The organism is Halomonas sp. MES3-P3E, assembly GCF_002836035.1.
GTDB lineage: Bacteria > Pseudomonadota > Gammaproteobacteria > Pseudomonadales > Halomonadaceae > Vreelandella > Vreelandella arctica.
Genome location: NZ_PJBT01000002.1, coordinates 88098 through 112786, shown reverse-complemented (window position 1 = coordinate 112786; position 24689 = coordinate 88098). Strand labels below are relative to the sequence as shown.

Here is a 24689-nt window from a genome sequence, read left to right as displayed (position 1 = left end):
ATGTCTGAACGCCGGAAAGTGGTTAAAAAGTAGCCGATGTAAGTCGAGCCAGTAGGTGTTTAGCGGTGTTACAGCCTGAGTGCGGTACTGGCTGAGGTACTATGAGAAATCCAGGTTAGAAGTGCTTGAGTTTTTCCTGAGTATCGTCAACAAATGCCTGTAGCTCATCGATCACGTGTTACTGTTCATCGTTTTTCATACCGCCTCATCCATAAAAAAACCGACCTACAAAAGAAGTGAGACGGTGACTTTTTCCCCGCAATAAAAGTCGGCTACTGCAAACCCTGCTTTTGGAACTCTCTCAAAGACTGAGATTACCACTGATCTCCTCTGCTAACGTGTTGCTAATCACGCCGACGGTATTTCCGTTTTGATGTACTGTCGTGCAAGCTCGCTTTTCTCGCGATTAACTATAAAGTTTTACGGCAAGCTCATCCCACTTGAATGGCTTTTTTGCCATTTTAACAACACTTAAGCACCAGGGCACCTAAACAACATGGCCACATTGTTTGTAACTGGCGGCGCGGGGTTCATCGGTAGTGCCGTTGTGCGCTACATGCTGGAAAACACCGACTAACGCTTAATCAACATTGACAAGCTGACCTACGCAGCCAACCTCAGTGCGCTGGGCGATGCACTGAATAACGAGCGCCACCACTTGGCAAAGGTAGACATCTGTGACCAAACTGGGCTCAATGAACTGTTTGCTCAATACCAGCCTGATGCGGTTATGCACCTAACAGCTGAGAGCCATGTGGGCCGCTCTATTTGCGGCCCAGCCGACTTTATAGAAACAAATATTGTTGACACTTACACATTGTTAGAAGTAAGCAGCCACTACTGGCAAACATTAATGAGCAGCAAGCGGAATCGGTTTCGCTTCCACCATATCTCGACTGATGAGGCTTATGGTGATTTGGCGCCTGTCGACCCAGCTTTTACTGAAACAACGCCTTATGCACCAAGTTCGCCTTATTCCGCGAGCAAGGCGAGTTCAGACCATCTAGTCAAAGCTTGGCACCGCACCTATGGTTTACCCATACTGATTACGAATTGCTCAAATAACTACGGGCCATGGCAGCATCAAGAGAAACTGATTCCGTTAATGATTAACCGCGCGCTGGCGGGAAAAACCTTGCCAGTTTATGGCGATGGGCAACAACGACGAGACTGGCTGCATGTTGACGACCATGCTCGCGCGCTGCATCGAGTACTGACCCAAGGGCGCATAGGAAACACATACAACAATGGCGGCAACAACGAAAACAGCAACATTGAAGTTGTTCGAGAGTTATGCAGATTACTTGATGAGATAGCACCCCGTGCTGATGGCTCCTATTCAGAGCAAATCAGCTACGTAACAGACCGCCCGGGCACGATCAACGCTACGCTATCGATAACAGCAAAATCACACATGAACTTGGATGGAACCCATCGGAAAGCTTCAGCAGCGGGTTGTGCAAGACTGTTGTATGGGCCCTTGACATGAATAAGCACTCACCACTTAAAGAAGCAATCGCAGATGCCGATAACGATATTACAACGCATCCCGAAAGGCAGTTATGAAAGGCATTATCCTTGCAGGTGGCAGCGGCTCTCGGCTTTACCCCATCACCCTGGGTTTCTCCAAGCAGTTGCTGCCCATCTACGACAAGCCCATGATCTACTACCCGCTTTCCGTGCTGATGCTGGCGGGCATTCGGGATATCTTGATCATTACGACACCTGACGATCAAGCCAGCTTTCAGCGATTATTGGGTGATGGCAACCGCTTTGGCATCCACCTGAGCTATGCCGTACAGCAAAGCCCAGATGGCTTAGCGCAGGCGTTTATCATTGGGGAACGATTTATTGGGCGTGATAACGTATGCCTAGTGCTGGGCGATAACATTTTCTTTGGGCATAGCTTTACCCCTAAATTGCGCCAAGCCGTAAAACGCACAACCGGCGCCACCGTGTTTGGCTACCAGGTCAAAGACCCTGAACGTTTCGGCGTTGTAGCTTTCGGCGCAGATAAACGTGCAGTATCAATTGAAGAAAAGCCTACAAAACCGCGTTCAAACTACGCCGTTACCGGCCTGTATTTTTACGATAATAATGTGATGGACGTCGCCAAACAGGTTACGCCATCCGAACGGGGCGAACTGGAAATCACCAGCATCAACCAAGCCTATTTAGATCGCGGCAATTTACACGTGGAACTCTTGGGCCGAGGCTTCGCGTGGCTGGATACCGGCACCCACGAAAGCCTGCTAGAAGCCGCCCAATTTGTAGAAACGATAGAAAAACGCCAAGGCTACAAAATTGCCTGCCTTGAAGAAATTGCCTTCAACCAAAGCTGGCTAAGCTAAGAAACATTGGTCAGGCTCAGCAAGCCGTTAGAAAAAAGCGGTTATAGTGCTTATTTACGGCAACTTGCATACGATTTATAGGCAGCCGATGCCGCACTATTTCGCTCAATAAAAGGCACACAATGATTCCTGTCACCAAGCCTTACCTGCCTAACCGTGAAAAACTCAACCGCTATATAGATGGCATTTATGAGCGCGCCTGGCTCACCAACAACGGTGAATTAGTGCAAGAGCTGACCAAGCGCTTAGAAGCGTACTTAGGGGTAGAAAACCTGCTGCTTGTTGCTAACGGCACTCTGGCCTTGCAGATTGCCTACCGAGCGTTAGGCATTAGTGGCCGTGATGAAGCCACTGAAGCCATCACCACGCCGTTTACGTTTGTGGCAACCGCCAGTTCGTTAAAGTGGGAAGGCGTAACACCCGTATTTGCAGATATTGACCCAAACACCTGGTGCCTTAACCCAGCCAACATCGAACCAGCGATAACCCCGAACACCCGCGCTATCGTGCCCGTACATGTATTTGGCAACGCCTGCGATGTAGAAGCCATGGGTGCCATCGCCCAAAAGCACCGCCTAAAAGTCATCTATGATGCCTCTCATGCCTTTGGTGTTAACTACAAAGGCGAAAGCCTGCTCAAACACGGCGATGCTGCCACGCTTAGCTTTCACGCCACCAAGCTTTTCCATACCGGCGAAGGTGGTGCGGTTGTATTCAAACGCAAGGAAGACCTAGAGCGCGCCAAGAAAATGATCAACTTTGGCATCACAGGGCCGGAAACAATTGAAGCACTAGGCATCAACGCAAAGATGAATGAGTTGCAGGCAGCCATGGGGCTTTGCGTGCTGGATGAAATGGAAGAAAACTTGAAAGCCCGTGCCGCCGTATGGCACCGCTACGAGCAAGCACTGAACCAGACCCTACAACTGCAAGCTAAACCAAAAGGGCTGGAATACAACTACGCTTACTTCCCAATAGTACTTGAAAGCGAAGAGCAGGCGGTGAGAGCAGCGGCCACACTGAAAGAAAACGGCGTGCTGGCGAGACGGTATTTTTACCCGTCGTTGGAATCGGTGGCGTGTTTGGGCGCAGAAGCAGGTCAGCCGGTATCCAAAGAGATCGCCAGCCGGATACTTTGCCTACCGATCTACTCAGAGCTTATAACTGATAGTATTGATAAAACCGTAGGTATCGTGAAAGAGGTGACTAACGGATGAAAAGATACTATGAGCTTGCAAATAATTCTGTATAACTGGCTACGCCATCACAGGTCATTATCGGCGATGGAGCTTGTCACGTGATTAATTTTTAATAAACACTTAAGGAAGCTCTGTAAAAGTCACGGTCATCAGCGATAATACGGCTATCTTCAACTGCATAGGGTTCAGTGCTGCTATGGATCAACTCACCTTCTCCGAAGCCGAGTACCAGAACAAGAAGAGAAAGGCACGCCGCGAACCCTTTCTGGATCGGATGAGCAAGCTGATCCCTTGGTCGCAACTGGAGAAAAAGGTAGTCCGTTACTACCCCAAGGACGAGAGTGGGCGGCCTCCGAATCTGTTGTCTGCCATGCTGTGTGGAGGCAGTATTGTCGATACCACAATCATCTTTGCGCCTAGTTCCACCAAAAATAAAAAAGGCGAGCGCGAGCCGGAAATGCACCAGGCTAAAAAAGGTGGCCCTAGCACTTCGGCATGAAAATGCACATAGGTGTCGACAATAATTTTGGGTTGACTCACAGCATTGAGACCACGGCTGCCAATGTCCATGACATTGTGGCTACCGATAAACTCCTTCACAACGAAGAGCAACGCGTCTTCGGTGATGCTGGTTACCTTGATATTCAAAAACGAGACGAGCACAAGCACCGCAACGCGGTCTCTGTAAAATTAAGTTAAACGAGGTATAATAATGCGAATATTGCTTACCGGCCTAGTATCTGTGCACTGGGGACGAATTGAGAATGGAAATATTGGGAACTATTATATTACTGAAACAACCGTACGTGAATTACATCGAGTTTTTCCCAATGTGGAGATTTACACGACATTTCAGATGACGCGTGAGTTCTGTGATTGTGAAAAAGTAAACGTACTACCACTGGAATTGTATTATTCATGGAGCCCTTCAGATTTAGATCTCTGCCACAAGGAGCTCGGAATCGCAGAAGTTTACAACAAAACTGGCTACATTCCTGCAACCACACCTTACATTGAAGAGGTTTTAAAAAGCGATCTGGTTCTGGATTTTAGTGGGGAGATGTGGGGCGATTATGCAGAACCGGTAGGAAAAGACAGATTTCTTGTCGACTTGCTGAAAATTCGAGTGGCTCAACTGCTAGGTAAACCTACAGTATTGCTGGCAGGCTCACAAGGTCCATTTAAAGACGTGGAGCATTTGAAACCATTGATATCTGATGTTGTAAAAAATTTTACAGCGATACTTAACAGGGAATCAACTTCTGTAAGTGTTCTAAAAAACAATGGGTTCGACGTCAGTAATGTAGAGAGCTTTACAGATGTTGCCTTTCTATTTAAACCTGCAAAATATTTTGAAATTGAAGATATTTTACTGCGTGACAATATTATCAGCAAAGGTCGGGAGACGGTTGGTTTTATTTTGTGTGGTTTTAACATGTTACGAGGCCCATATGATGCAGACGACAGAGAAGATACTGAATTCGAACAATTTGCGGAAATTGTGGAGCATATTATAGAAAAATTCGGTGCCCGTGTTTTTTTGATGTCACACCAAAACGGTTTTGTTAAGACCCCAGACTTCCGCAAAATTAATGGCAGAGACTACCCTTATGCAAAACAACTGTATCAGCTTGTTGAAAAACGGGGTAAAGTTCAGATGGATGACGTGATACTGGCTCAAGGCCCATACGGACCGAAAGAGACAAAAGCTATTATCGCTCAATTCGACATGTTTATTTCAGGGAGAATTCACGCATTTACTGCAGCAGTATCTGAGTATGTGCCCACCGTGATAATAAATAGAGGGCACGGCGGAGTCTCGCATAGAAATATTGGATTTGCTCGTTCGGTTGGACTAGAAGAATATATTTCTGACCCATCCTCAGCAGAAGACATGAAGAAGAAAGTTGAACACTGCTGGAACAACAGATCCGCTTTAAAAAAACAGCTTCAAAAAAAAATGCCTGAAGTAAAAGAAAACGCGAGATCTATATTTGACAGACTTCAGCAAATTTATAAACTTTCTCAGGATAATCAATAATAATGAAGATTGGCATCATGCAGCCTTATTTCTTCCCTTACCTGGGATACTTCAGCCTTATTAAAAATGTCGATCTTTTTATTACGTTAGATGAGGTTAAATATATTCGACATGGCTGGGTTGATCGAAATAGAATATTGCACCCTGAAAAGGGGTGGCAATATATAAAAATTCCCGTGCGTAAACATTCTAGTGAAAAAAAAATACGTGATGTATTTATTAATAATGATCATGACTGGAAAAAACGAATTCTTGGACAAATCCAGCATTACAAAAAAAAATCCCCTCACTACGAGGCGGTTAATGAACTGGTTAAAGACATTTTTAATGACGAGTTCGAATCAATTGCTGAGTTAAACAATAAATCCTTACGAAAAGTTTGTGATTATTTGGGAATACAGACAAGAATAAATGTTTTTTCAGATATGGAATTAACAATTGCAGAGCCTAAGGCACCAGGCGAGTGGGCTTTAAATATATGCGCTGCCTTGCCAGATTCTTTTCCAAAGCAATATTGGAATCCTGTAGACGGTCGCAATCTATTTGATACTGTCCAATATTCATCGAAAAAAATTGAAATTAAGTTCTTTGATTTTTCTATTAGGCCCTACCCACAAAGCAGGCATAGCTTTGAAGAGCGTTTATCAATAATTGATGTGATGATGTTCAATGAGACTGAAGAGATAGAAAACATGTTGAATGACTACAGATTGATTCCTAGTTCTACTGTACTTGCCCAGTAACGGTGGACACCTCAAGAATGTAATACGCTACGGTAAGGTGAACCATGGCAAAATCGGCGACATCAGTGAAGAAAAATCCTATACCCATTACTCAGATGCTTACCGGCAAGAAGCGTTCGCACTCGCTGATGCCATTGGTGTTGCCGCAACGCCTCGTTGAGCTGGACATACATTCGAGTTAGCTTTATCAGTGGCGTTCTAAGACTCAGCAGCAACAAATACGTCGGAGCGAGAGCGGCTAATGGCAGAAGAAAATGCTCGTCAGCGACAATTAGCCCAAGCCAATGAGGAGCCCCAAGTCAGGGTAAATGTCGCTCTTACATAAATCATTCATCAAAAGACTCTTTTCCATAATGTTAGCTGAAAAGAAAGTGAAACCATGCTTCTGATAAAACTTTACTGACCTGACATTGCCATTATAAACTTGCAATCTTAACAGCAACATTTTTTTGTTTCTACATTCATCACAAACTTTTTCTAATAGATAACCTGCAGCTCCAGATCCATAATACGCAGAAAGAATCCCAAGTGAAGAAATATAAGCAATACTTCTTTCTTTATCGTTACAATAAAAGGCTACATGAGCAATATCTACACCACCTCGAACTACAAATAAGTTGCACGCTTTTTTAGAAAGCTTACAAGAATAATCGTCCAAACATACTCGCTCACTCAAAGGTGGCACAAACTCTTCATCAATTAGTTTTAAAAATTTATGTATACGATCTTTATTTGAATCTTCGTAACATTGATAGCACATTGCGCAACCTCAGCTTTTTAAAATTCTTTTACTCCATCATCACGAAAGAATATTATAATTACCTGGCCCTAGTTTGTCATAAATTTTTCTACAATTAAGTAAACATATCCAATGATGATGGGTGTTGATGCTACATGAACGCTTCGAATCATATACTGACACATTAGTCACTCAGTTAGGGCATGCAAACATGAACCCACTGGAATCCGTTGCTAGCCAGATTGCGTCCATCAACCGTTCAGTAGAGCAGGGAATTGCCGCGTTGCCAGAACACAAAAAACTAGTAGCTCAGTATGAAGACTTCTGCCAGCGCCCGGAGCACTATTACAACGAGATTAATAGCCGGTTGATTGAGCAGGAGGGGGTGAGTGCTGGGCAGTGCCGGAATATACCGGGGAAGCGAGTTTCTCCAATACCAATCGCTGGCGGTTGAAGGAATACTCTATTGAGGAGGCGTCGTCAGGCTTATGAAAATAAGTCCAGAATAAAATTCTGTCATATTGACTAAAGAAAAATTAATTATACAATAAAAATGGTCATTTTAATGAACATTAACATATCAAAAAGGAGTAAAAATGAATATCAAAACTGCAACACAAGAATATCTTGAAAAGACATACTGCCATCTTAAAAATATTGTACTACCTAACAACTAAGATAATTGGAATAACTTCTCTATCTCAAATCATCCTGATGAAATCGTTCCCTGGGAGAGAATTCAAAATGAGATAGTCAACACTATGAAAGCTATCGAAGATGAACTCAAAGCGCGAGGCTTTGGCCTACCACGCTGCTAAAAAACGTTACCCGCTCTAAAGCGAGCGGGTATTTAATAACTTCGAAGAGCTACTTTATTTGCATAATAGTCAGCTACAGTCACTGTGAACTACTTAACGCTAACACCTCGATGCTTTTAGGCGTGACCTCCCCTCTAAATTAACGCCATGAATGCGATGAGATTTCACTAAATAAGTCTTTTATTCTACCCGCTCAGCATACTCCTTCCACACGCGCTGCAGATCCTCGTTTTTCACTCCTTCTTTTATTTTGAACACCCCGGCTGTATCTGCTCGCTCTAGGGGGTCAAGGAAATTCAGTACACAATGATAAATGGGGCGATCCCAAAAATCATGAATAAAAATCCGAGCTTTGTGGGGGTTTGCGTGTTGTCTCAATATATGTTGGATAGAGGCGATAGTGCAGGCTACACGAAAGCGCCCATCCACAAGGATTAGGTCGAAAGCAATTTCATGTTGGTGAATCGCATTGCTATACCGTGAAAACAGCTCGCGATAGTCCATTGAGGCAGGGTATCCCCATTCACGTGTAGGACCGATATTAACCGCCTCCACTTTGCACCGCTCACCCAGCTCTTGTCTTAAAGAGCTCACCCATTTAGCATCACTTTCTACACCCTTTACTGTTAGGCCTTGCTTTATTGCCCAAACAGTGGAACCACCAGAACCAAACTCAAAATATTGTGTTGCATGCTGAAGCTGCTGTTTAAAAATTGCTCTCTCGGCAGCAGACATATGTGGAGCATCAGGTATCTTTGAATTTTTCAGACTCTTCAACACTGTAGGTTTATTAACTAGCTTCTGGCTAGACCTGCTTTCTAAATAGTCTTTACAAATAGTCAAAAAAGAAACTATAGGTGTTTCCCTATTTATTTCATCTATAATAAATTTGGCAGAAGCTCCTACCCTTTCACTTTCTTTTTTGTTTTTAGAAACAATCCCACCTAGTCCATCATAATCATCATAAAAAAGAATACTTTCCTTATAGCCGAAAGTTTCTGATAGTTTTTTGTTTTTGTTAGATAAAATAGCACAGCCTGCTGCTGCTGCGTTTCTAACACGCTCATGAATAGAATCGTGATAAGTAGGGCTTACATTTAGAATGTAGCGTGACTTTTTATATAGCTCTTCAAGAGTCGCTGTATTTTTTGTCCCAATAAACTGAAGATTCCCTGAATTTGCAATTTCTTTGGGTAGGCGGCTTTTTACTTTTTCATTTGCCAAGACCACCACATTATAATCACCAGCAATTTTTGCTATTAAACTCATCGCCTGAAGTCGTTTTCGACCTCGAACGATATCATCTATTTTCCCTAGCAGCTTTATCAATACAATGTCACGCTGACTCCACGGAGTACATGGCTGCCATTCTGCCCCAAAAACCTCTCGGTAACATTCTTTATAAAAATCCATAAGGGACTTTGAAAAATCATTATATTCTTCTACAACTCTAGCTACGAGAGTGTGGTAATTTTGGTTTATTTTTTTGGCTTCAGCTAACACTAATAAGTAATTACTTTCTGCTGCACAAGCATAATCTAAATTCATGGGGACAAGAATATCTATTTCACGCTTAGAGTGATCAACAGGTTCTTTCATAATTAAGGTTGGCGCTGGCTCTGATTCCCGAGCGCTAACACTCTTAATATCTGGCCGTAAAAATTTAACTTCATCGACTAAAGATTGTGACCCATATAAAAGGCCGTTTTTTGAAGCATTCGCGATACGGTTCATCATAAAATCAGTATAAGGATGGTCTGATATACAGGCAATTAAGGGTGTGCCCAGCACATCAAACAGGTTTTTTTTATCAATGCCATTGATGGATACATCAGCGTCATAGTACCTGTTGCTACCATAAAAAACGGCTTTCCCGGAAGAGGCAAGCTGCAGTATTTTTTCAACTGGAACTGGCTTTTGGCCATTTGCCCACGATACGTTAATGCCTAAACTTTTCATTTGCTGCAATAACGTGGCTTGTACTTTTTGAACAATACCGTGATTAGCCATATCTCCTGTCCCTAAAAAGATAAGCTCTCGGTCGCCAAGTGCCTCATTAAGTTTTTCAGCAGCTTTTCTGGTTTCATTAGGAACATGTTCCATAGAAGCGCTGATATTTTCTTGCGTAAAGTAGCTGCTACCCCCCACAGTATCTTCTTCTGAAATAACAATTTCTTTCCAATAATTCTCCTCTATACCTAGCCCCATGCTTTTCAGTACGGAGTAGGCCGCATCTCTCATTTCATACACCGTATGCAGCAGGAAGGAGAGTTTGGTGCGTTGGCTATCGCTTAACTCAGCCATGCGCTCGTAACTAGGCAAGAATAAAGCATCAGCACTTGTTAGCTCAGTGGCTTGGCGCTGCTCTTCAGGTACGCTTTCTGGTAGGTGGCTGCGGTGCTGTTCATTGTTGAAGCGGTAGAAGCGGAAACCGTGGCGGCTCATCCAGTGTTGTACTTCTGCTAAGTTGGGCTGTCGCTTATGAGTTGGCTGAAAAGCGATACGTACTTGAATGGTCAGCGTATCTTTTAGCGCCTTTTCACCGTTTTCCAGAATGGCCATGGTATCGCTGAGGTCATCTAGAATCAGCCAGTCTAGGCTACCTAGCCCTTCAATGCTGTCGAGCGCAATCGAGTTGATTGGCAATTTTGCCAATACCTTAATGTCTTGGGCATTAGCGACAAACTGCTGCTCTGGGCTAAATGGCTCCAATGTGCTGCTTAAGGCAGGGTTAAAGCAGGCGTAAAGCGTAGCTGGCTTGCCATCGCCAAGAACCGCGTGTGGAAAAATCTGAATATCGTCGCTGCCCTGGTACTGGTCAGAATTCTGAATACGGCTAGCGAAATCAAACGCCACAACGCCGAAGGCGTTGAGCTGACGTAACCTATGAATACTACCTTCGCTAATTAACTTACCTCCGTTGTCAATCGCAATGACCTTGCCTTCGAGCTGCCATCTGAACTCATCTTGTTCTTCCGCCAGTGGCTCGGCTTGGAGGATCTCGACCGCCCGGTCTGCGTCTTCGAACTGGGCCTGTCCCTCCTTATCCAGAGTCAACGCGGCAGGCATTTTGCCTTCAATATAACGCTGCCAGATGGCACGCATCGCAGTAGTGAAATGCTTGGCAAAGCGCGGGGCGTCGCAAACTGGTGACTGTAGGAGGACATCACGAAGATGAGAGCGAATTGTGCTCAGGCTATCCAAGTCACTGGCAAGCTCAATGACACGTTCGCGATATTCATCCCAACTACTAACGACGAGTTCAGGCATGCCAGCATTGACAAGATGAGTAGCTGAGTGCCGACCGGCAAAGGTCGGGCCAGGCAGTGTGACTACAGGCACCCCCATGAAAAAAGCTTCACAAGTAGTCAATCCACCGGAGTAGGGCCAGGGGTCGAGGGCAATATCTACCCGATTGTAGGCCTCCATCAACTCTTTGTGTGGTGAAGGGCCTTCGATAATCAGCCGGGTGGCCGGTATATCGTGGCTGGCCATTATATCGCGCACCCGTTGGCAAAGTACTTCACTACTGTACTGAAACCCCTTCAGAAACAGCTGCGAGCCAGGTAGTTGGTGCATGATCTCGGCCCATTCCGCTAGAACAACCTCGTTTAGCTTGGAGGGATTGTTAAAGCAGCCCAGCGTAATATAACCATTGCGTAGTGCCGGTAGTGCCTGTAATTCGGCTTGAACATCGCTGGGATCGTAGCAGATATAGTCATCAGGTAAGCGAATCAGTTTTTCAGTGTAATAAGGGTCTTCACCCTCGGGTGATTCAACACTGTCTGTTAATAGATAATCTATTGCACTAAGCCCTGTCGTATTAATCAACCCGCCTACCCATTTTACCAATAATGGTGCAGGCTGCATGGCTATTACGCGCATGCGACTGCCAGTGTTGTGGCCTGCCAAGTCGATCAAAATATCAATTTCATCGTCGCGAATTTGTTGCGCTAATGCTTCATCGGATAGATGTGATATTTCTAGCCATTGAGTAGTTGTTTTGCGAATACGCACAGTCAGTGGATCGACAGCATTGTTGGTACTATAGGCGTAAAGCGCTATTTCCTGTGTAGCGAGTTTTTCCAGCGCGGCGGTGATCATCCTACCGACGGGGTGACGGCGAAAACCGTCAGAAATCATACCGATGCGCAGCCTTTTGTTTGGAGCGCGATTATGGGGCTGAGGGCGTAATTGCGCCTGTGCAGGCCCATAGCGCTTCTCCCACTCACGGCATACGTCTAAAATAGTGTTGCGGCTAATAGAGGGATTGTAGTGCAGGGCTGTCAGCCGGTTGGAATAAGGCTTCGAGTCAACAGTGGTACGTTCGATGGACTGACGATAGAATCGATCAGCTTCGTCCAATAAGCCTAAGTCGCGGCGTAGATTAGCTGCATTGTTCCAATGGCTATAACTTTCAGGCTGCTTGTTTAGAAGCTCATCGAATACTTCAATGGCATCCTGATAGCGATGCAATCGATAGAGAACATTCCCCCGGTGAGATAGCATTCCAAGGTGCCGGGGCTGTATCGTCAGCGCCTGATCAATATGGTCAAGAGCTTGTTCGTTCTCTGCGCGGCCAAACCGTATCTTGGATAAAGATAAATGGGCCTGAGCGAAGCCAAAATCGAGTTCAATTGCCTGAGCAAGCAGGGCAATCGCTTGGATATCATCACCTTGGTTATGCACTACTCGAGCCAACATTTCCAATGCTTCAGGATCCTGCGGCGCCAATTTCAAGGCATGCTCGATCGGCTCGCGAGCTTCATCCCAACGTTTCTGGTTTAACCAATGCACCCCTAATGCTTTCCAGCCAGCAGGGTCATTAGGCGCTCTTTCAACACGCTTGCTGGCTTGCTTGAGGCTCAGCTCGCCATGCGCGGGAGAAGCGGCTGCATTAAATGACTTGCGGGGCGGGTTGCGGCGTGCCTTACTCATAGTGTGTCGCTCAAATATTGACGAATAGACATTAGGTTAACGGAATGCTGGCCAAGTAAAGCATGCAAAAGGTAGCCTTTATAAGGTGTTTTGAGAGGCTAAGTACGGCGATATCCGCAGGTTAATTAGGTAATGACCGGTTGGTGTTAAACGGTTTTAATTAGCTTTGATAATCACCGCCCATAAAAAAACAGGGCTTTCGCCCTGCTTGTGAAGCATCTTGCTATTAAATAATTAACCCAGCAGAGAAAGAACGTTTTGCGGGATCTGGTTGGCCTGAGCCAGCACGGAAGTACCGGCTTGCTGCAGGATCTGCGAGCGAGTCATATTGGCCACTTCTGTTGCGTAGTCGGCATCTTCGATGCGCGAACGGGCAGCGGAGAGGTTAGTTTCGTTGGTTTGCAGGTTCGTAATGGCAGACTCGAAACGGTTCTGCACAGCACCCAGTTCAGAGCGCAAACTGTCGACCTGACTCAGAGCACTATCCAAGGCTGCAAGTGGCTCTTCAGTCTCTACTTTCGTAGCATCTTCCGTCAAGTGGGATGCTTCTTTACCAACAGTATAGCTAAGCTCAGGAGCAGCTGCACCGGTACCAGGTTCTACTTGCAGCTCAGCCTCGTAGTAGCTTGTATTGCCGTCAGCGTCAGTGCCCTTGATAAATACGTTGCCATCTTTGTCAGTGAAAAGTCCGCTAGTTGAGCCACCCTCCAGAGCTGTTCCCGTCAAATCAGCGTCAATAGCAATAGCGCCAGTATCAACAGTTGTGCTACCAACGCCCGTCGCACCACCAGCGGCTGCAGTGTATGTAGTTCCATCTACTTCAAAGGTCTCATCCACAGCAGCGGTCACTGCTGCGCCGGTTCCTGCAGCGGTAGCGAGCTTAGCATTGACATTAAAATCAGCCAGATTCAGCTCTGCAATATTAGTTGCTTTGAAGTTAATATCGATAGTTTGACCATCTTTGGCGCCAACCTGAATGGTCATTTTATCGACACCATCAGCCAGTACTGCGGTACCGTTGAAATCGGTTTCGCGCGAAATACGGTTGATTTCCTCCATGCGCTGACCGATTTCGTCCTGAATTGAGTTCAAGTCGTCCTGGCTGTTGGTACCGTTCTGAGCCTGTACCGTTAATTCACGAACACGCTGCAGGTTGTCGTTAATCTGGTTAAGACCGCCTTCAGCGGTTTGCGCCGCAGAAATACCATCGTTGGCATTACGCTGCGCCGTAGAAAGACCCGTAATAGAGGCAGACATACGGTTAGCGATGGCCTGACCGGCCGCATCATCCTTGGCACTGTTAATGCGCAGGCCAGAGGACAGCCTTTCCATGCTTGTGGTTAAGTCGTTTTGGGACTTGCTTAGGTTTTGCTGGCCGATCATCGATGTGATGTTGGTATTGATCACTGACATGGTGTGATTCTCCTTGCTTGGACACTGGCCGTTAGGCCCGGTATTCGGCCACTGTGTGTGCCGTTATATTGATTAACGGCTCAGCGAGGAGAATCTTTAGGCTTATCATCAAAAATAATGTAAAAAATAGTAAAGATAACGTGGTTGCTGATTATTTTGGGCATACCCGCGTGAGTTGCAGACAGTACATTGTGACGAGTGCGCTCCGAAATGAGCCGTTTACAGAAGCTTATAAAAGTGCGGCGAGATCCTGCGCGATGGATGGAGCAGCATCTTTCTCCCCACCGGGCTCCTCCGCCTGTTGGTAGTCTGAGTAAAAACGCGCGGGAATGGCCCCTAGAAGTACCTGTTGTGTGTACACCCCATGGCAGGCAGGCGACCCCGAAGGCCGGGGTATACGCGGCTCCAACAGGGTTATCAAAACATCATCATCTGGATGACGAATCGCCCGCCCCAGCCCTTGGCGCAGCTTATGCAGTGTACGCACAGTGCTTTTACGCATTAGCGTTCCCTTGGCGATATGGGCGGCTTCTGAAGGGCTGACATCGCGATGAATCAGCATCTGTTCAACGAGGTGCTGTTCCACCTGGCTGACCATGGGACGGGGGTTACGCAATACCACCACATGCTGCCAGTACGCTTGGTTCCCTTCACGGTTGGGCGATAGCCCCTCCCACCCGGCGGGGGTGAGTAAAATCGAATCATTTTCTAGGCGGGCAACCAGCTCGTTTAACCCTGCACCTGCATAGTGGGCAACCAGCCTGTGTGAATGAGCAGCTGGCCACTCGGCCTCTAGCGCGGTGACATCCGCATAACTAGCACATAGCACCAAGGTGCGCCCTGGCTGGTCAGTTATATAAGGAAGTACCTGCTGGCAATACTGTGGGGCAAGCTGGTAACGGCCATCCGCTTGTTGCAATAGCGGATGTGGCAACCCACGCGGTAAACGAAAACGTAAGGTGCCAAACTGCTGGGCCTGAAAGCTACGCTGTAGCCCGCTGCGTGGATGAGTGACTGGTAGCTGTAAGCGGCTACGCATATAGCGAAAATGCGGTGTTTCACCTGGCGCATGGTCAAGGTCTGACAGTGTCGCGGAGGTCATCAACGTGACCCGCTTTTTAGCACCGGCTTTTAAACTAGAGGCGGCGCTAGGGGCGTGGGCAACTACCCCTGGCAACCCGCGCACCGGGGAATAATCCAACACTAAGTAGCGGCTAGCTTCACGTAAGCGAAGGGCGATGCTCTCTACGCCCTGGCGTAAATGCTGCCACTCCTGCCATAGTGCTGGCGTATGGCTTGGCTCGCGCAAGCGCAGTTTTAATAACGCTTTCACAGCGCTTTGCAGGGCCTCGCCTTGGTAAGGCGTTAAACTGTGGGCACGGCCCGCCCGCTCACGGTCGGTCATGTTATCCAGCAAGGTTTGCCACTGCTTAGCAACGCGATGCTGCTTTAGCTGATTAAGTAAATAAGTGGTGGATTGCAACGATACGCGGTTACTTAGTAGTTCTTCAGCAATTTCCGGGTAGTGCTCGGCTTCATCCAGTAGTAAGGCATAGGGCGCTTCTGCATGAGTGATTTTCCCTTGGGTAACCAGGTCTACCGCTAACAGTGCGTGGTTAATAATGAGCACATCGCTTTGTTGTGCGGCCTGCTGCTGTGTCTCTAGGGTTTCCGGTAAGGGGTCGTTGGGCCGCAGGGCAATATCGGCTAACTGCCAGCCATCAGGTAACAGCGCAGCATCCAGATCAAGCAGGCAACCATCGCTTTTCAGCCCCCAACGCGCTAAACGGCGGTACGTGTCGGGTAATCGAGTGCTTTCCGCTGCGGCGTCTAAACTCGGCACACCCAAAAGAAGCGCTAATCGTTCAGGATTCAGGTAATTATCCCGGCCCATGCGCAGTGCAAAACTAAGTTGCGGCAACTGGGCATGAGTTAAGTAGTCACGCACGATAGCGAGGTTATCTGGCTGGAGCAGCTGCCGCTGCAATGCCCTGGAGTGGGTAGAGATCAATGCTCGGCGCGCTGCCTGCTTACCGCCCATTAGCTTGCCTTTGGCAACCCAATCGGCTAGGGCTAACTGGTAAGCGAGTGACTTCCCGATCCCGGTATCACCCTCTACAAAGTGCAGCTTTCCTTTCTGAGCTAGGCCATCCAAAAGTGCTTCGGCATACGCTATTTGCACCGGGTTACGCTGAAAGCCTGGGCGTTTAGGCAGTATGTCGCTGAGGTAGTGGAGTACCGGATGCATAGAGGCGTTATCTGGGTAGGAGAGCGAATGCCCCAGCAAAACTGGGGCACTGTTTCCGCAAAGGGAATTCCCGCAAAGGCGAGAGTTTCAAACGTTCCATCGAAGTCTGCAATTCATTGCAAACACTTCCGCTGAGGCGGAACGGCGTAATGATAGCAATAATTGTGAGCTACACCCTAACAGGGGCAAAGCATACCCATGCCGTAAGTACGTAGGCGAGACACCCCTTGAAACCATGCAGTGGCCGCCAGTGACGTATCAATTACGGTTGCTTCAGCGCAAACCCTGACTACTGGGTGTTGCACTGATGATTTATGCTGCTGAGGCCAACGCCCCAATGGATAAAAGCTAACGCTACCAACATTTATTGCCCACCCTTGGCGCTGCATGCGCTCAATAATGAGGCTGGCCCACCGTTCACGCGGTGCCGGTATATGCTGGCTACGGGGCAGCCTTTCGCCGCTGGACGATAACCGCGTGGCGACGGTAGGCACCCAGTGCCACTCCAGCTGCAGCGTGGTTCCTTCATTAAGTGTCAGTACACGCTTTTCTGCATGGGGAAAATCACGCGCTGAGCGCACGCTAAACAGGTGTTGCTCTTGGGTTAACCACTGGGCACGAAAAATAAACGGTCGCTCGCGCTGGGGGTAGTGGGTATCACCTGAAAAGAGGTGCCACGCAGTGCGGTGGTAATCATTGAGTGTGACTGGGCGCTCTGACGTGTTTCCAGGGTGGCATAGCGCGCTGGCTTCGTAGTAATGCACCTGCATAGCGTGGGATTTATCCCCTCTCGTCTGTCGGGTTAAAACAGCTTGCCCTGTTCAGGCTCAGCGTGCGCGCCTTCAGTCGATGGCTTGGATGACACCGGCGGCTGTATTGATGACTGAGCTGATAAAAACGTAGCTGATGAAGATTGGGTCTTCGTGTGGCAGTAAGGCAACAGCTTGTCCAAATGTGGCATTACCCATCCCAATACGGCAGGTAGTTTCAAGCGGTCGTAGGGATCTGTTGGAATCGCCTGCAAAAGCGCGGCGGGGTCTGGCACGTTAACCAACCACTGGGCAAACGCTTTGTCATCACGCTGACCTTTGGCTGCATCAAGAATCGGTTTCCAGAAGGCAAAGCGGCCTGCTTGGCTGGCCAACCCCTGATCACTCATCACTTGGGCTGTGGTGATTATCGCGTGTAAGTCCAATACGCTGGCACCGTTCTCACTGTTACACCAGAGTTCATGCAGCGATGTGGTGGGCATCAGTTGGCGCATTAGGCCATCCACTTTACGCCCCCAGTTTTCGATGTAAATAAAGCCGTCTTCAATCGGGTCAAGCACCCCCTGTATTAATAGGCTGATCAAACGCTCAAATGGCTTTTCAATGCTTAAGCGTCCTTGCTGGCCCCACTCGCCGTCTCGGTATTTTTCAAACAATTTGGGTGGCAGGGTCAGGTATAGCTCTGCTTCTGGCGTAATAATGCCGCCCGACCCCACCAGCATGCCCAACTTGCCGTAAATAGGGGTTAGGGTCTTCCCTGTAACGTTCATGCGTTCTAAGCCGAGTATGTCCTGGCTAGGTATGCGCGGGGTGTAGCAGGTTAAACAGACGTATTCTGCCTCACCACATTTACCATAGTGGTATTCAACAGCTTTAAAAGGTGCTTCGACCTCTGCCCACCTTCGATCACAACACGCGCAGTTGAGAGTGGTAGGCGTCAGCGTTGCTGCAAAGCTCCCACGCCTTAACGCGCTCGTTGCTTGGTAAAGAAGTTGGTAGCCCCTGTGCTGAGGCCGCACTGGGGCAGGTGCAGCGCCGTATACCGTCATTGCATTACCTCACGCAGAATGCGCGGTGGCCGATAAACCGGCTCATCGCTGCCCGCTGGCGTCAGGCGTAGGCAGTCTGCCTGGGGTGTATAAGGCATACCGGTATGCATTTCGGGTGCACGCCAGCTACGTTGCCGCCACCGCTCTTCATGATCTGGAAAGGTGCTCATAATACTGACCGCCCCCTGCCCACGTGTATAAGCAATGCCGATATGTGGTATCTCACTCAACAGGTCAGTACAGGCGCTTGGATCACCCTCTGCATAAAATATTAAGTACGGGCATAGCCGCCCTTTGTGGAGGGTGAGTTTCGGTGCCCAATCACCACCATCAAAGCGCAGCGGTGCACGAACGTTGCGCGCCGCTAATAAAGGCAGCTTATATAGGTGGGCCACCATGCCTACCTCATGCGCCTCCAGACCAAACTGCGGGGTTACCCCAAAAATCAGCTGCGAAGCGCGAAAAGCCCCCTGCTCATGGTCATAAGTAAGCGGCAGCGAAGGGGGGTGTTCCCAGTCTAAGGCGCGGCGGCAAGCCGCTTCGTGTAATAAGGTGTCTAAACGCGGCACTACTCGAGGCAGTATCAGCGGCGTATGTAATTGCAGGATGAGCTTAAAGGGCTGCATTAAAGCTGGGTCGCCCCCTTGCGATGGCACTGCCATGGCTAGCGCTGTTTCCAACGTTGGCGAGCTTCTTGGCGGCTGAATAGAGTGAAATCGTAGCTAGGCAGCGTCACTTTAAAGGCCTGCCACGCCTGTTCCAATGGCTCCCCTTCTAATGTCATTCCCATGTCGTCTAGCCTCACCATGCCTATCGCCTCTGCTTGACGCTCACCCGGCGAACGCTGCATCACTTGCCACTCAGCGCTAATGGCTCCGAAACCATTGGCTAAGTGGCCCCCTAGGCGGGGGTGGTGAGAAAATTCAGCAAGGCAATGCAGCAAGAGACCCAGTATTTCCGGCGACCCTTCTATGAGTTTTAAGCGGCTTTGCAGCTGGCTACCCGGCGCAATAGCTTCATAACCTGGCAACGGGTGCTTAATCGATTCTTCAGAACCTTCACGCTGTTTGCGGATCGCTTTCTCTTGGGCTTCCAGTTCTCGGGTCTGCTTTGCAAAGGCTTGCCTAGCCGCCACATCATCAGTTTTACGCGCGTCGACTTTGATGAGGCGAATTTGTTCTCGCACCTCTTCAATTTCCGCCATGCTTTCTTGGGTACTTCGCATTTGGCCCATCAACGCCGCTTGCTCGTCAGCGCTCAAGTAGGTCACCAAGCGTGGATCATGCTCAAATTGATCATGACGCACCCCTTGCCCTGCCGTTATAAGATTGCTCGTACTGGTGAGCAGTGGCCCTACTTCTAAATAGCCTGCCAGCTTCCAACGGCCAAATAGGCTCATGAAAGGGTTCGTTTGACGCAAAAACGCTTCCGCACGTGGGTCGTAATTGCGCCCCATCGCTTCGTTATTAACATCTCGCGAGACATCAATGCCTTCGCCCAGCATATACATCTGCGCTCGGTTGAAAACGAGGTCTAACGGCTGGTCTTTAAGGCTGGCAAGTTCGCGTATTAGCATATTCAGGCCTGCTTTACGCAGCGGCCCTCTTAACGTGCCGCCGTTAAGAAACACTTGGCCGTGGGGAGTGCGGGGCAGCCTTTCGTCCATCCCAAAGTAGCTGACGTTGAGCGGAGCTTCAGCCGTAATATGGCCGGAAAGCTGATAGGCCAGCGGGGTCGTGTTCATAATGGCGGAGCATTCCTGTTATCAGCAAATCAAAAAGCCGCATGATGACATAAACAACCATGCAGATTGAAATTGTCTGGTTTGAGAGGTAAGTAGCCGTTTACAAGTAGGCTAAGAAATCAATGATAACTCCCTTCTTTTTGAAGTGTTGGTAGCTCTTTTCGGCGTCATTTTGGCGCATTAAACGAAGATCATTCTCGGTGTAGCGGGGTTGCAAGGCTTTTACCTTGGCTTTGTCGCTTGCAGGCGCTTTTTTCTCTGCGTTCCCTTTTTGAGGATCTTCAAGACGCTTCACATGCTCAACCAATGTCCAGATATCAGCGTCTGGGTTTTCTTCAATGGCTTGGGAGGCAATAGCGGGGATGATATCTTCCCCTATGCCAAAATTGGCCAAGATCGATGAGAGGCGTTGGAACGTAGAGGGCTCTTTTGCTTCCTCGCTTGCTCTCTCTTCCTCGACCGTTAGCGCTTCAGGCATGGCAAGAGGAGCGGTTGCTTTTAAGCGAATTGCCTCAATGGGAACGTCAAGATCCGCATATTCCTTAATACGTTCTGGATTTTCGCTTCTTAGCGCCATCACCATAGGGTGAATCAGCGAAAGCTCTTCGTTATAGGTTTTTATTACCAGCTCTTCACTGAGTATCGGTGTTTTCATGGCAGTGACCGCGCGGGTTTGGCTGAGGTAAAACAGCGCCACGGCGATATGAGCGATTCCTTGTGTCAAATCCCAAAAAAGCTCGTTCATATCTTCGCTATACGGCGTAGGGGACGACAGCCATTGGAGTTTCCACAAACGTTTGAAAAAATGCTTCCACTCGCTTGGTGCGTTACCTTGCTGTACACACGAGAACCGCTCCCAATCTAAACTCCCAAACTGGGAGGCGCGACGGGCTGATCGCATCGTGGGCTTAAATAAATCGAGTGCTTTTGGTGTCCCGATAAAGAGCACCGGTACCTTAATGACGTTCGTCAAAGTAACGAAGAAATTCAATATTTTGTCGGCACCACCTGAGCGCGACTTTTCCAGGTGCTGTACTTCGTCCAGCACCAACAGCCCGAGCGAATGCAAAGCAGCCACCCTGGCGATATCGGCCAGCATTCTTTCCGCTGACGAGCTGGATTTGAAATACAGACGTTCGTAATCAGTATCTAGCGCATCATCTACCGCACGGAAAAAGTGCGTGCATAGACTCTTTACCGACCCATCATGTGGGCACTCAACTTTCAGCCATACCAGTTGCGTATGTTGGTATTGTGGGTGGTAAAGCGCTTGGTCATAGTGCTTGAGTATTGCCTCAATGGCTGTTGACTTTCCGGTCCCCGAGCACCCAATGACCGAGCTCGTTAAAGCAGCACTGCCTGCGTTGCGCAGAATGGCATTAAAGTCCGTGCGCCCTACATCATTTAGGTTGCGCTGATATTCGATGCCCGCAATATTGCGACCTAGATAGCCACGCCTCAACATCCCTGACACTAATTGCTCTAACTGCAAATGTGATTTCGTCGGGTGCAGAAACTGATCCAATATCCGCATCATCGCATGGCGGCGAATATGCGGTGGCAGCGTTTTTTCTGCCTCAGGAATATTGGGCGTTAGCGACAACATTTCGGCGGTCGCTTGTGGTGAATTGATGGGTGGGAGCGCAGTAATGAGGGGATGGCCTTCATAATCTAGGATTTCGGCTTCTCGGTATTGTGCGTTCACGAGCCTAGTCATCATCATCCTCCAAGAAAGGAATGAGGCTTGGGTAATCCAAACTCTCTTCCGGTGCTTCCTTCGGTTTTAAAGTGACCACATCTGCAGGCTTTTTACGGTGAACGTGCTTATCGCTTTTACGCTGAGAACGCTCATTTTCTTTTGCTTTAGAACGATTATCCTTAATGCCAGCCAAACGTTGAGAGTTAGGGAGGTCTTGCTGGGATGCCTTATTATTTTTCTTGGCTTCAGCAACTATTTTCTCAATATTTTCAATTAGATCAGGCTTTTCAAAGGCTGCTCGCTGCCTAGCTTTGGCTTCTGTTTTTCGGCTTTCTTTTAGTTTTCTACCTGCCTCTAAAAAGCTCATATCCCGATAACGTCGACTGCGATCTGAAAGCTCACATGCCCAGTAGCTATCAAACCGTTCATCGGGCCGAAGATATACCGTGTTGGTGCGCCGAGGATCGAACGCGATGGTGACTGTTTCAGGTCGCGTCTGACGTATACGGTCAAACCAGCCCTCTGCAAGCGCTTCCTGGCACGTATATACCAACCCTTTAAACGTGATGCCTACTTCTGAAATAGTGCCCGTTTCATACGGCAGCAGGTTAATCCACGTGAGCTTCTCATCGCATACGCGTAGTTTGCCTGTTCTGTGCTGAATGCCCCATTGCCAGAGGCTAACAGGCGTTGCAGGCAGGCTAGCTGGCATATCCGGTGCAAAATCGTACCCTGATACTGGGTTCACGTTGTTGTAATAGATGACCAAATTGATCATTAACTTCGTGAAGGAAGACGGACTCAGAGTCGCGTCTAGCTCATAGCGCTTTCCGATTCGCTTTTTGCCATTTTCTGCCTCAACAATACCCGGCGTATAGGGTCTAAACTCTGCTTGAGTCGTGTTGAAGTGTCGCTCGCATATCCCTTTATCATCCCCTCTGTAGGCGCGCGAGTTGCTCAGTTGGATGCCAAATCGGTTTACCAATACATCTGCTTGACGATAGAGCAGCTCGCCTCGGTCAGCCATAATACCTGCTGGAATACCGATACTTGGCCAAACGTTAAGGTCAATTTCAATACCATACTTGCGACAGAAATCTTGTTTATTCGTAAAGGCATTGGCCAGCGCCATCATAGCCGAGACCCAAGAGGCGTTTTCTAAGCCGATATAAAGCCCCACTACCATTCGGCTAAAAACATCTTTCACGAAGTAGATGGTCGGCCGCCCAATAATTTCGTTGGGATCTTGATCAGATACGAGGTAAATATCGCCGATGGTGGCATCGATTTCGTAGCGGGCACCTGGACCGAAATTCATATTCCCCGAGGTACTCAGCAGTGGACGCATATCCTTTTGATACACCCGCTTGGGTATCTTTTTGTATGCCGCTTCACCGGGGCGATAGTTTTGACTGTAAAAATACCGAAACTGGGCAAGCGTCGGCACCATCGAAGGTTCTGCATTAGGGTAGCGGGCTTTATAAAGCCCGATAGCCTTGTCCTTCGCTGCTTTTAGCGGAAGCTTTGGGTTGGTCAAATAAAAGCCATCTATCACCGCTTTAAAAATTTCAGCTATTTCATCGGTTACTGGCACCCCTTCGCCTGGAGTCACCGTACGTTTACGCCCAAGCTTTTGCTTAACGTCGCGGCGCGGTTTTCCTTTACCACCGCAGCGATTGTAATCAGGTGCCAGCGAATTGGGTGCCATGCCTCGTTGCCAGTAGCGGCGAAGCGTACGAGTGATATACAGCCGACTTTTGGTGGTACTCTCTAGTCGCTGTTTTATTAATTGGTTTCTTTTCTTTTTATCGAACAAGTCACGGTAACGATCCAGAAGTGGCACCATAACTTCCCACGCTTCGTCTCGCTTCTCTGCAGCCAAGCTACCAACAGGAACATCCGGCAACGGGTATGGGTCGTCAATGCGCTCATACTCTAGCGCCTTTAACTGTTCTTCTTCTATGGGAAAGGGCCACGCATTGGCGTCATCGATGTCAATCAACATCAATTCACTGATCTGTTCTCGCACTACGCGAAAGCGGCATTTTGTGCTGGGATCCGTGTAAACAAGGTTAAGATGCATTGAACACCTCATTGGCCTGCGCTTTTTCGCTTACGGCTAAATCCTTGCATTGCCAGCTATGAAAAGGCTGATCAAACGGTGCTTTGATGAAGCGTTGGGCGACAGCGTAACGAAAAATACTGAGATGGAAGCCAGGCTCAACGCTATATTGATCGTCTAGCTTTGCACATAACTGGGACACCTTGGCTTGCGGATGCGGCTGAATACGCCTGATGAGGTCGTCGACTTCGCTCAGTGATAGCTGATAGTGGTCAGCCACATCCTCACCTACATAGGGCTGAATCCATTTTAAATTTTCACGCATCCCATCGGTAACTTCACGCTCAGTAAACAAGTGCCACGCGACGCCCCGGCATTCCCAGTAGCTCTTCTCAATCTGCAAGAGTTCTATGGTTCGCTGCTCACTCAGCTTTGATACCGGTTTTATCGCAATCGCTATTTTTTTCCCGTCTGCAAAATCGACCAGCAGATCAGTCGAGACAACCATGAGGTAACCACGCTGCTGGGGATGCTTGATGCCCAGCTGCCGACAAATTTCTAAGGTGTCATCAACAGGAAGAGGGAATTGTTCGCGAAGGTCTGTCGTTTGATCCAACTGATCGAACATAAGAAACGCATCGCGCTCTATACCCGACAGCAGGTGGTGAGTGCGACCTACCGTAGCGCTTCTGATACGGACACTCTCTCCGCTGCTGCTTATTTCGTGGATTTTAATAAACGGTTCGTATTCTTTCCCTGAACCACGCCCACGTGTCTTCAGTTTTTTCTTCTGCTTAGGCTCAACGGACTTACTCGTATCCATAGAAAGGCCTCCCTATGCATGAAGCATATCAGGAGGCCAATTTTTAACAAAC

17 protein-coding genes and 2 pseudogenes are annotated in these 24689 nt (G+C 48.2%); 8 read left to right on the top strand and 11 right to left on the bottom strand.

The annotated features are described in order from the left end of the window. Positions 1-496: 496 nt before the first annotated feature. The 7 genes and pseudogenes from rfbB (at position 497) to CXF87_RS01015 (ending at position 6334) form a co-directional block, all read left to right on the top strand. A pseudogene (gene rfbB / locus CXF87_RS01040) lies at positions 497-1566 on the top strand (dTDP-glucose 4,6-dehydratase). Further along, positions 1563-2432: pseudogene (gene rfbA / locus CXF87_RS01035) on the top strand (glucose-1-phosphate thymidylyltransferase RfbA). The pseudogenes rfbB and rfbA overlap by 4 nt, the downstream one beginning before the upstream one ends. A 41-nt stretch (positions 2433-2473) precedes the next feature. Further along, the gene (locus CXF87_RS01030; protein ID WP_101145122.1) at positions 2474-3568 is read left to right on the top strand and encodes a DegT/DnrJ/EryC1/StrS family aminotransferase; all 1095 of its coding nucleotides are present in this window, start codon (positions 2474-2476) and stop codon (positions 3566-3568) included. Positions 3569-3746: 178 nt separating this feature from the next. Continuing rightward, positions 3747-4049 carry a hypothetical protein gene (locus CXF87_RS21705; protein ID WP_198555971.1) on the top strand — a complete coding sequence of 101 codons (303 nt, stop codon included), beginning with the start codon at positions 3747-3749 and terminating at the stop codon, positions 4047-4049. Further along, positions 4046-4249: a transposase gene (locus tag CXF87_RS22360; RefSeq protein WP_198555970.1), complete on the top strand. Its 204-nt coding sequence runs from the start codon at positions 4046-4048 to the stop codon at positions 4247-4249. The genes CXF87_RS21705 and CXF87_RS22360 overlap by 4 nt, the downstream gene beginning before the upstream one ends. Before the next feature lie 13 nt (positions 4250-4262). Further along, entirely contained in the window at positions 4263-5591 is a 1329-nt protein-coding gene (locus CXF87_RS01020; protein WP_101145121.1) for a polysaccharide pyruvyl transferase family protein, read from the top strand. A gap of 2 nt (positions 5592-5593) precedes the next feature. Beyond that, positions 5594-6334 (top strand): WbqC family protein, encoded by a 741-nt coding sequence (locus CXF87_RS01015; protein WP_101145120.1) that lies wholly within the window; start codon positions 5594-5596, stop codon positions 6332-6334. 271 nt (positions 6335-6605) lie between these two features. Here the strand turns inward: CXF87_RS01015 and CXF87_RS01010 are convergent, their stop codons facing one another. Then, positions 6606-7094 carry a GNAT family N-acetyltransferase gene (locus tag CXF87_RS01010; protein WP_101145119.1) on the bottom strand — a complete coding sequence of 163 codons (489 nt, stop codon included), beginning with the start codon at positions 7092-7094 and terminating at the stop codon, positions 6606-6608. A 190-nt stretch (positions 7095-7284) separates the two neighbouring features. Between CXF87_RS01010 and CXF87_RS01005 the strand changes: the two genes are divergently transcribed. Then, entirely contained in the window at positions 7285-7527 is a 243-nt protein-coding gene (locus CXF87_RS01005) for a hypothetical protein (protein WP_198555969.1), read from the top strand. 544 nt (positions 7528-8071) lie between these two features. On the opposite strand, the gene CXF87_RS01000 is transcribed toward CXF87_RS01005, so the two are convergent. The 10 genes from CXF87_RS01000 to CXF87_RS00955 form a co-directional block, all read right to left on the bottom strand. Beyond that, positions 8072-12829 carry an O-linked N-acetylglucosamine transferase family protein gene (locus tag CXF87_RS01000; RefSeq protein ID WP_101145118.1) on the bottom strand — a complete coding sequence of 1586 codons (4758 nt, stop codon included), beginning with the start codon at positions 12827-12829 and terminating at the stop codon, positions 8072-8074. A 234-nt stretch (positions 12830-13063) separates the two neighbouring features. Further along, positions 13064-14242 (bottom strand): FliC/FljB family flagellin, encoded by a 1179-nt coding sequence (locus CXF87_RS00995; RefSeq protein WP_101145117.1) that lies wholly within the window; start codon positions 14240-14242, stop codon positions 13064-13066. Between the two features lie 229 nt (positions 14243-14471). Beyond that, positions 14472-16529, bottom strand: coding sequence for a helicase C-terminal domain-containing protein (locus CXF87_RS00990; RefSeq protein ID WP_157826448.1), 2058 nt, complete (start codon positions 16527-16529; stop codon positions 14472-14474). Positions 16530-16666: 137 nt separating this feature from the next. After that, positions 16667-17260 (bottom strand): hypothetical protein, encoded by a 594-nt coding sequence (locus CXF87_RS00985; RefSeq protein ID WP_101145115.1) that lies wholly within the window; start codon positions 17258-17260, stop codon positions 16667-16669. A 32-nt stretch (positions 17261-17292) separates the two neighbouring features. Further along, entirely contained in the window at positions 17293-18030 is a 738-nt protein-coding gene (locus CXF87_RS00980; protein WP_157826447.1) for a hypothetical protein, read from the bottom strand. Between the two features lie 275 nt (positions 18031-18305). Then, entirely contained in the window at positions 18306-18971 is a 666-nt protein-coding gene (locus tag CXF87_RS00975) for a hypothetical protein (RefSeq protein ID WP_101145113.1), read from the bottom strand. Between the two features lie 2 nt (positions 18972-18973). After that, positions 18974-20053, bottom strand: coding sequence for a hypothetical protein (locus CXF87_RS00970; protein ID WP_101145112.1), 1080 nt, complete (start codon positions 20051-20053; stop codon positions 18974-18976). Between the two features lie 100 nt (positions 20054-20153). Continuing rightward, a complete protein-coding gene (locus CXF87_RS00965) occupies positions 20154-21578 on the bottom strand; it encodes an ATP-binding protein (protein ID WP_198555968.1) in 1425 nt (474 codons plus the stop codon). A 184-nt stretch (positions 21579-21762) separates the two neighbouring features. Next, entirely contained in the window at positions 21763-23835 is a 2073-nt protein-coding gene (locus CXF87_RS00960) for a Mu transposase C-terminal domain-containing protein (RefSeq protein ID WP_101145110.1), read from the bottom strand. Further along, on the bottom strand, positions 23825-24637 hold the full coding sequence (locus CXF87_RS00955) for a TnsA endonuclease N-terminal domain-containing protein (protein WP_101145109.1): 813 nt from the start codon (positions 24635-24637) through the stop codon (positions 23825-23827). Before CXF87_RS00955 ends, CXF87_RS00960 begins: the two co-directional genes overlap by 11 nt. Positions 24638-24689 lie beyond the last annotated feature (52 nt).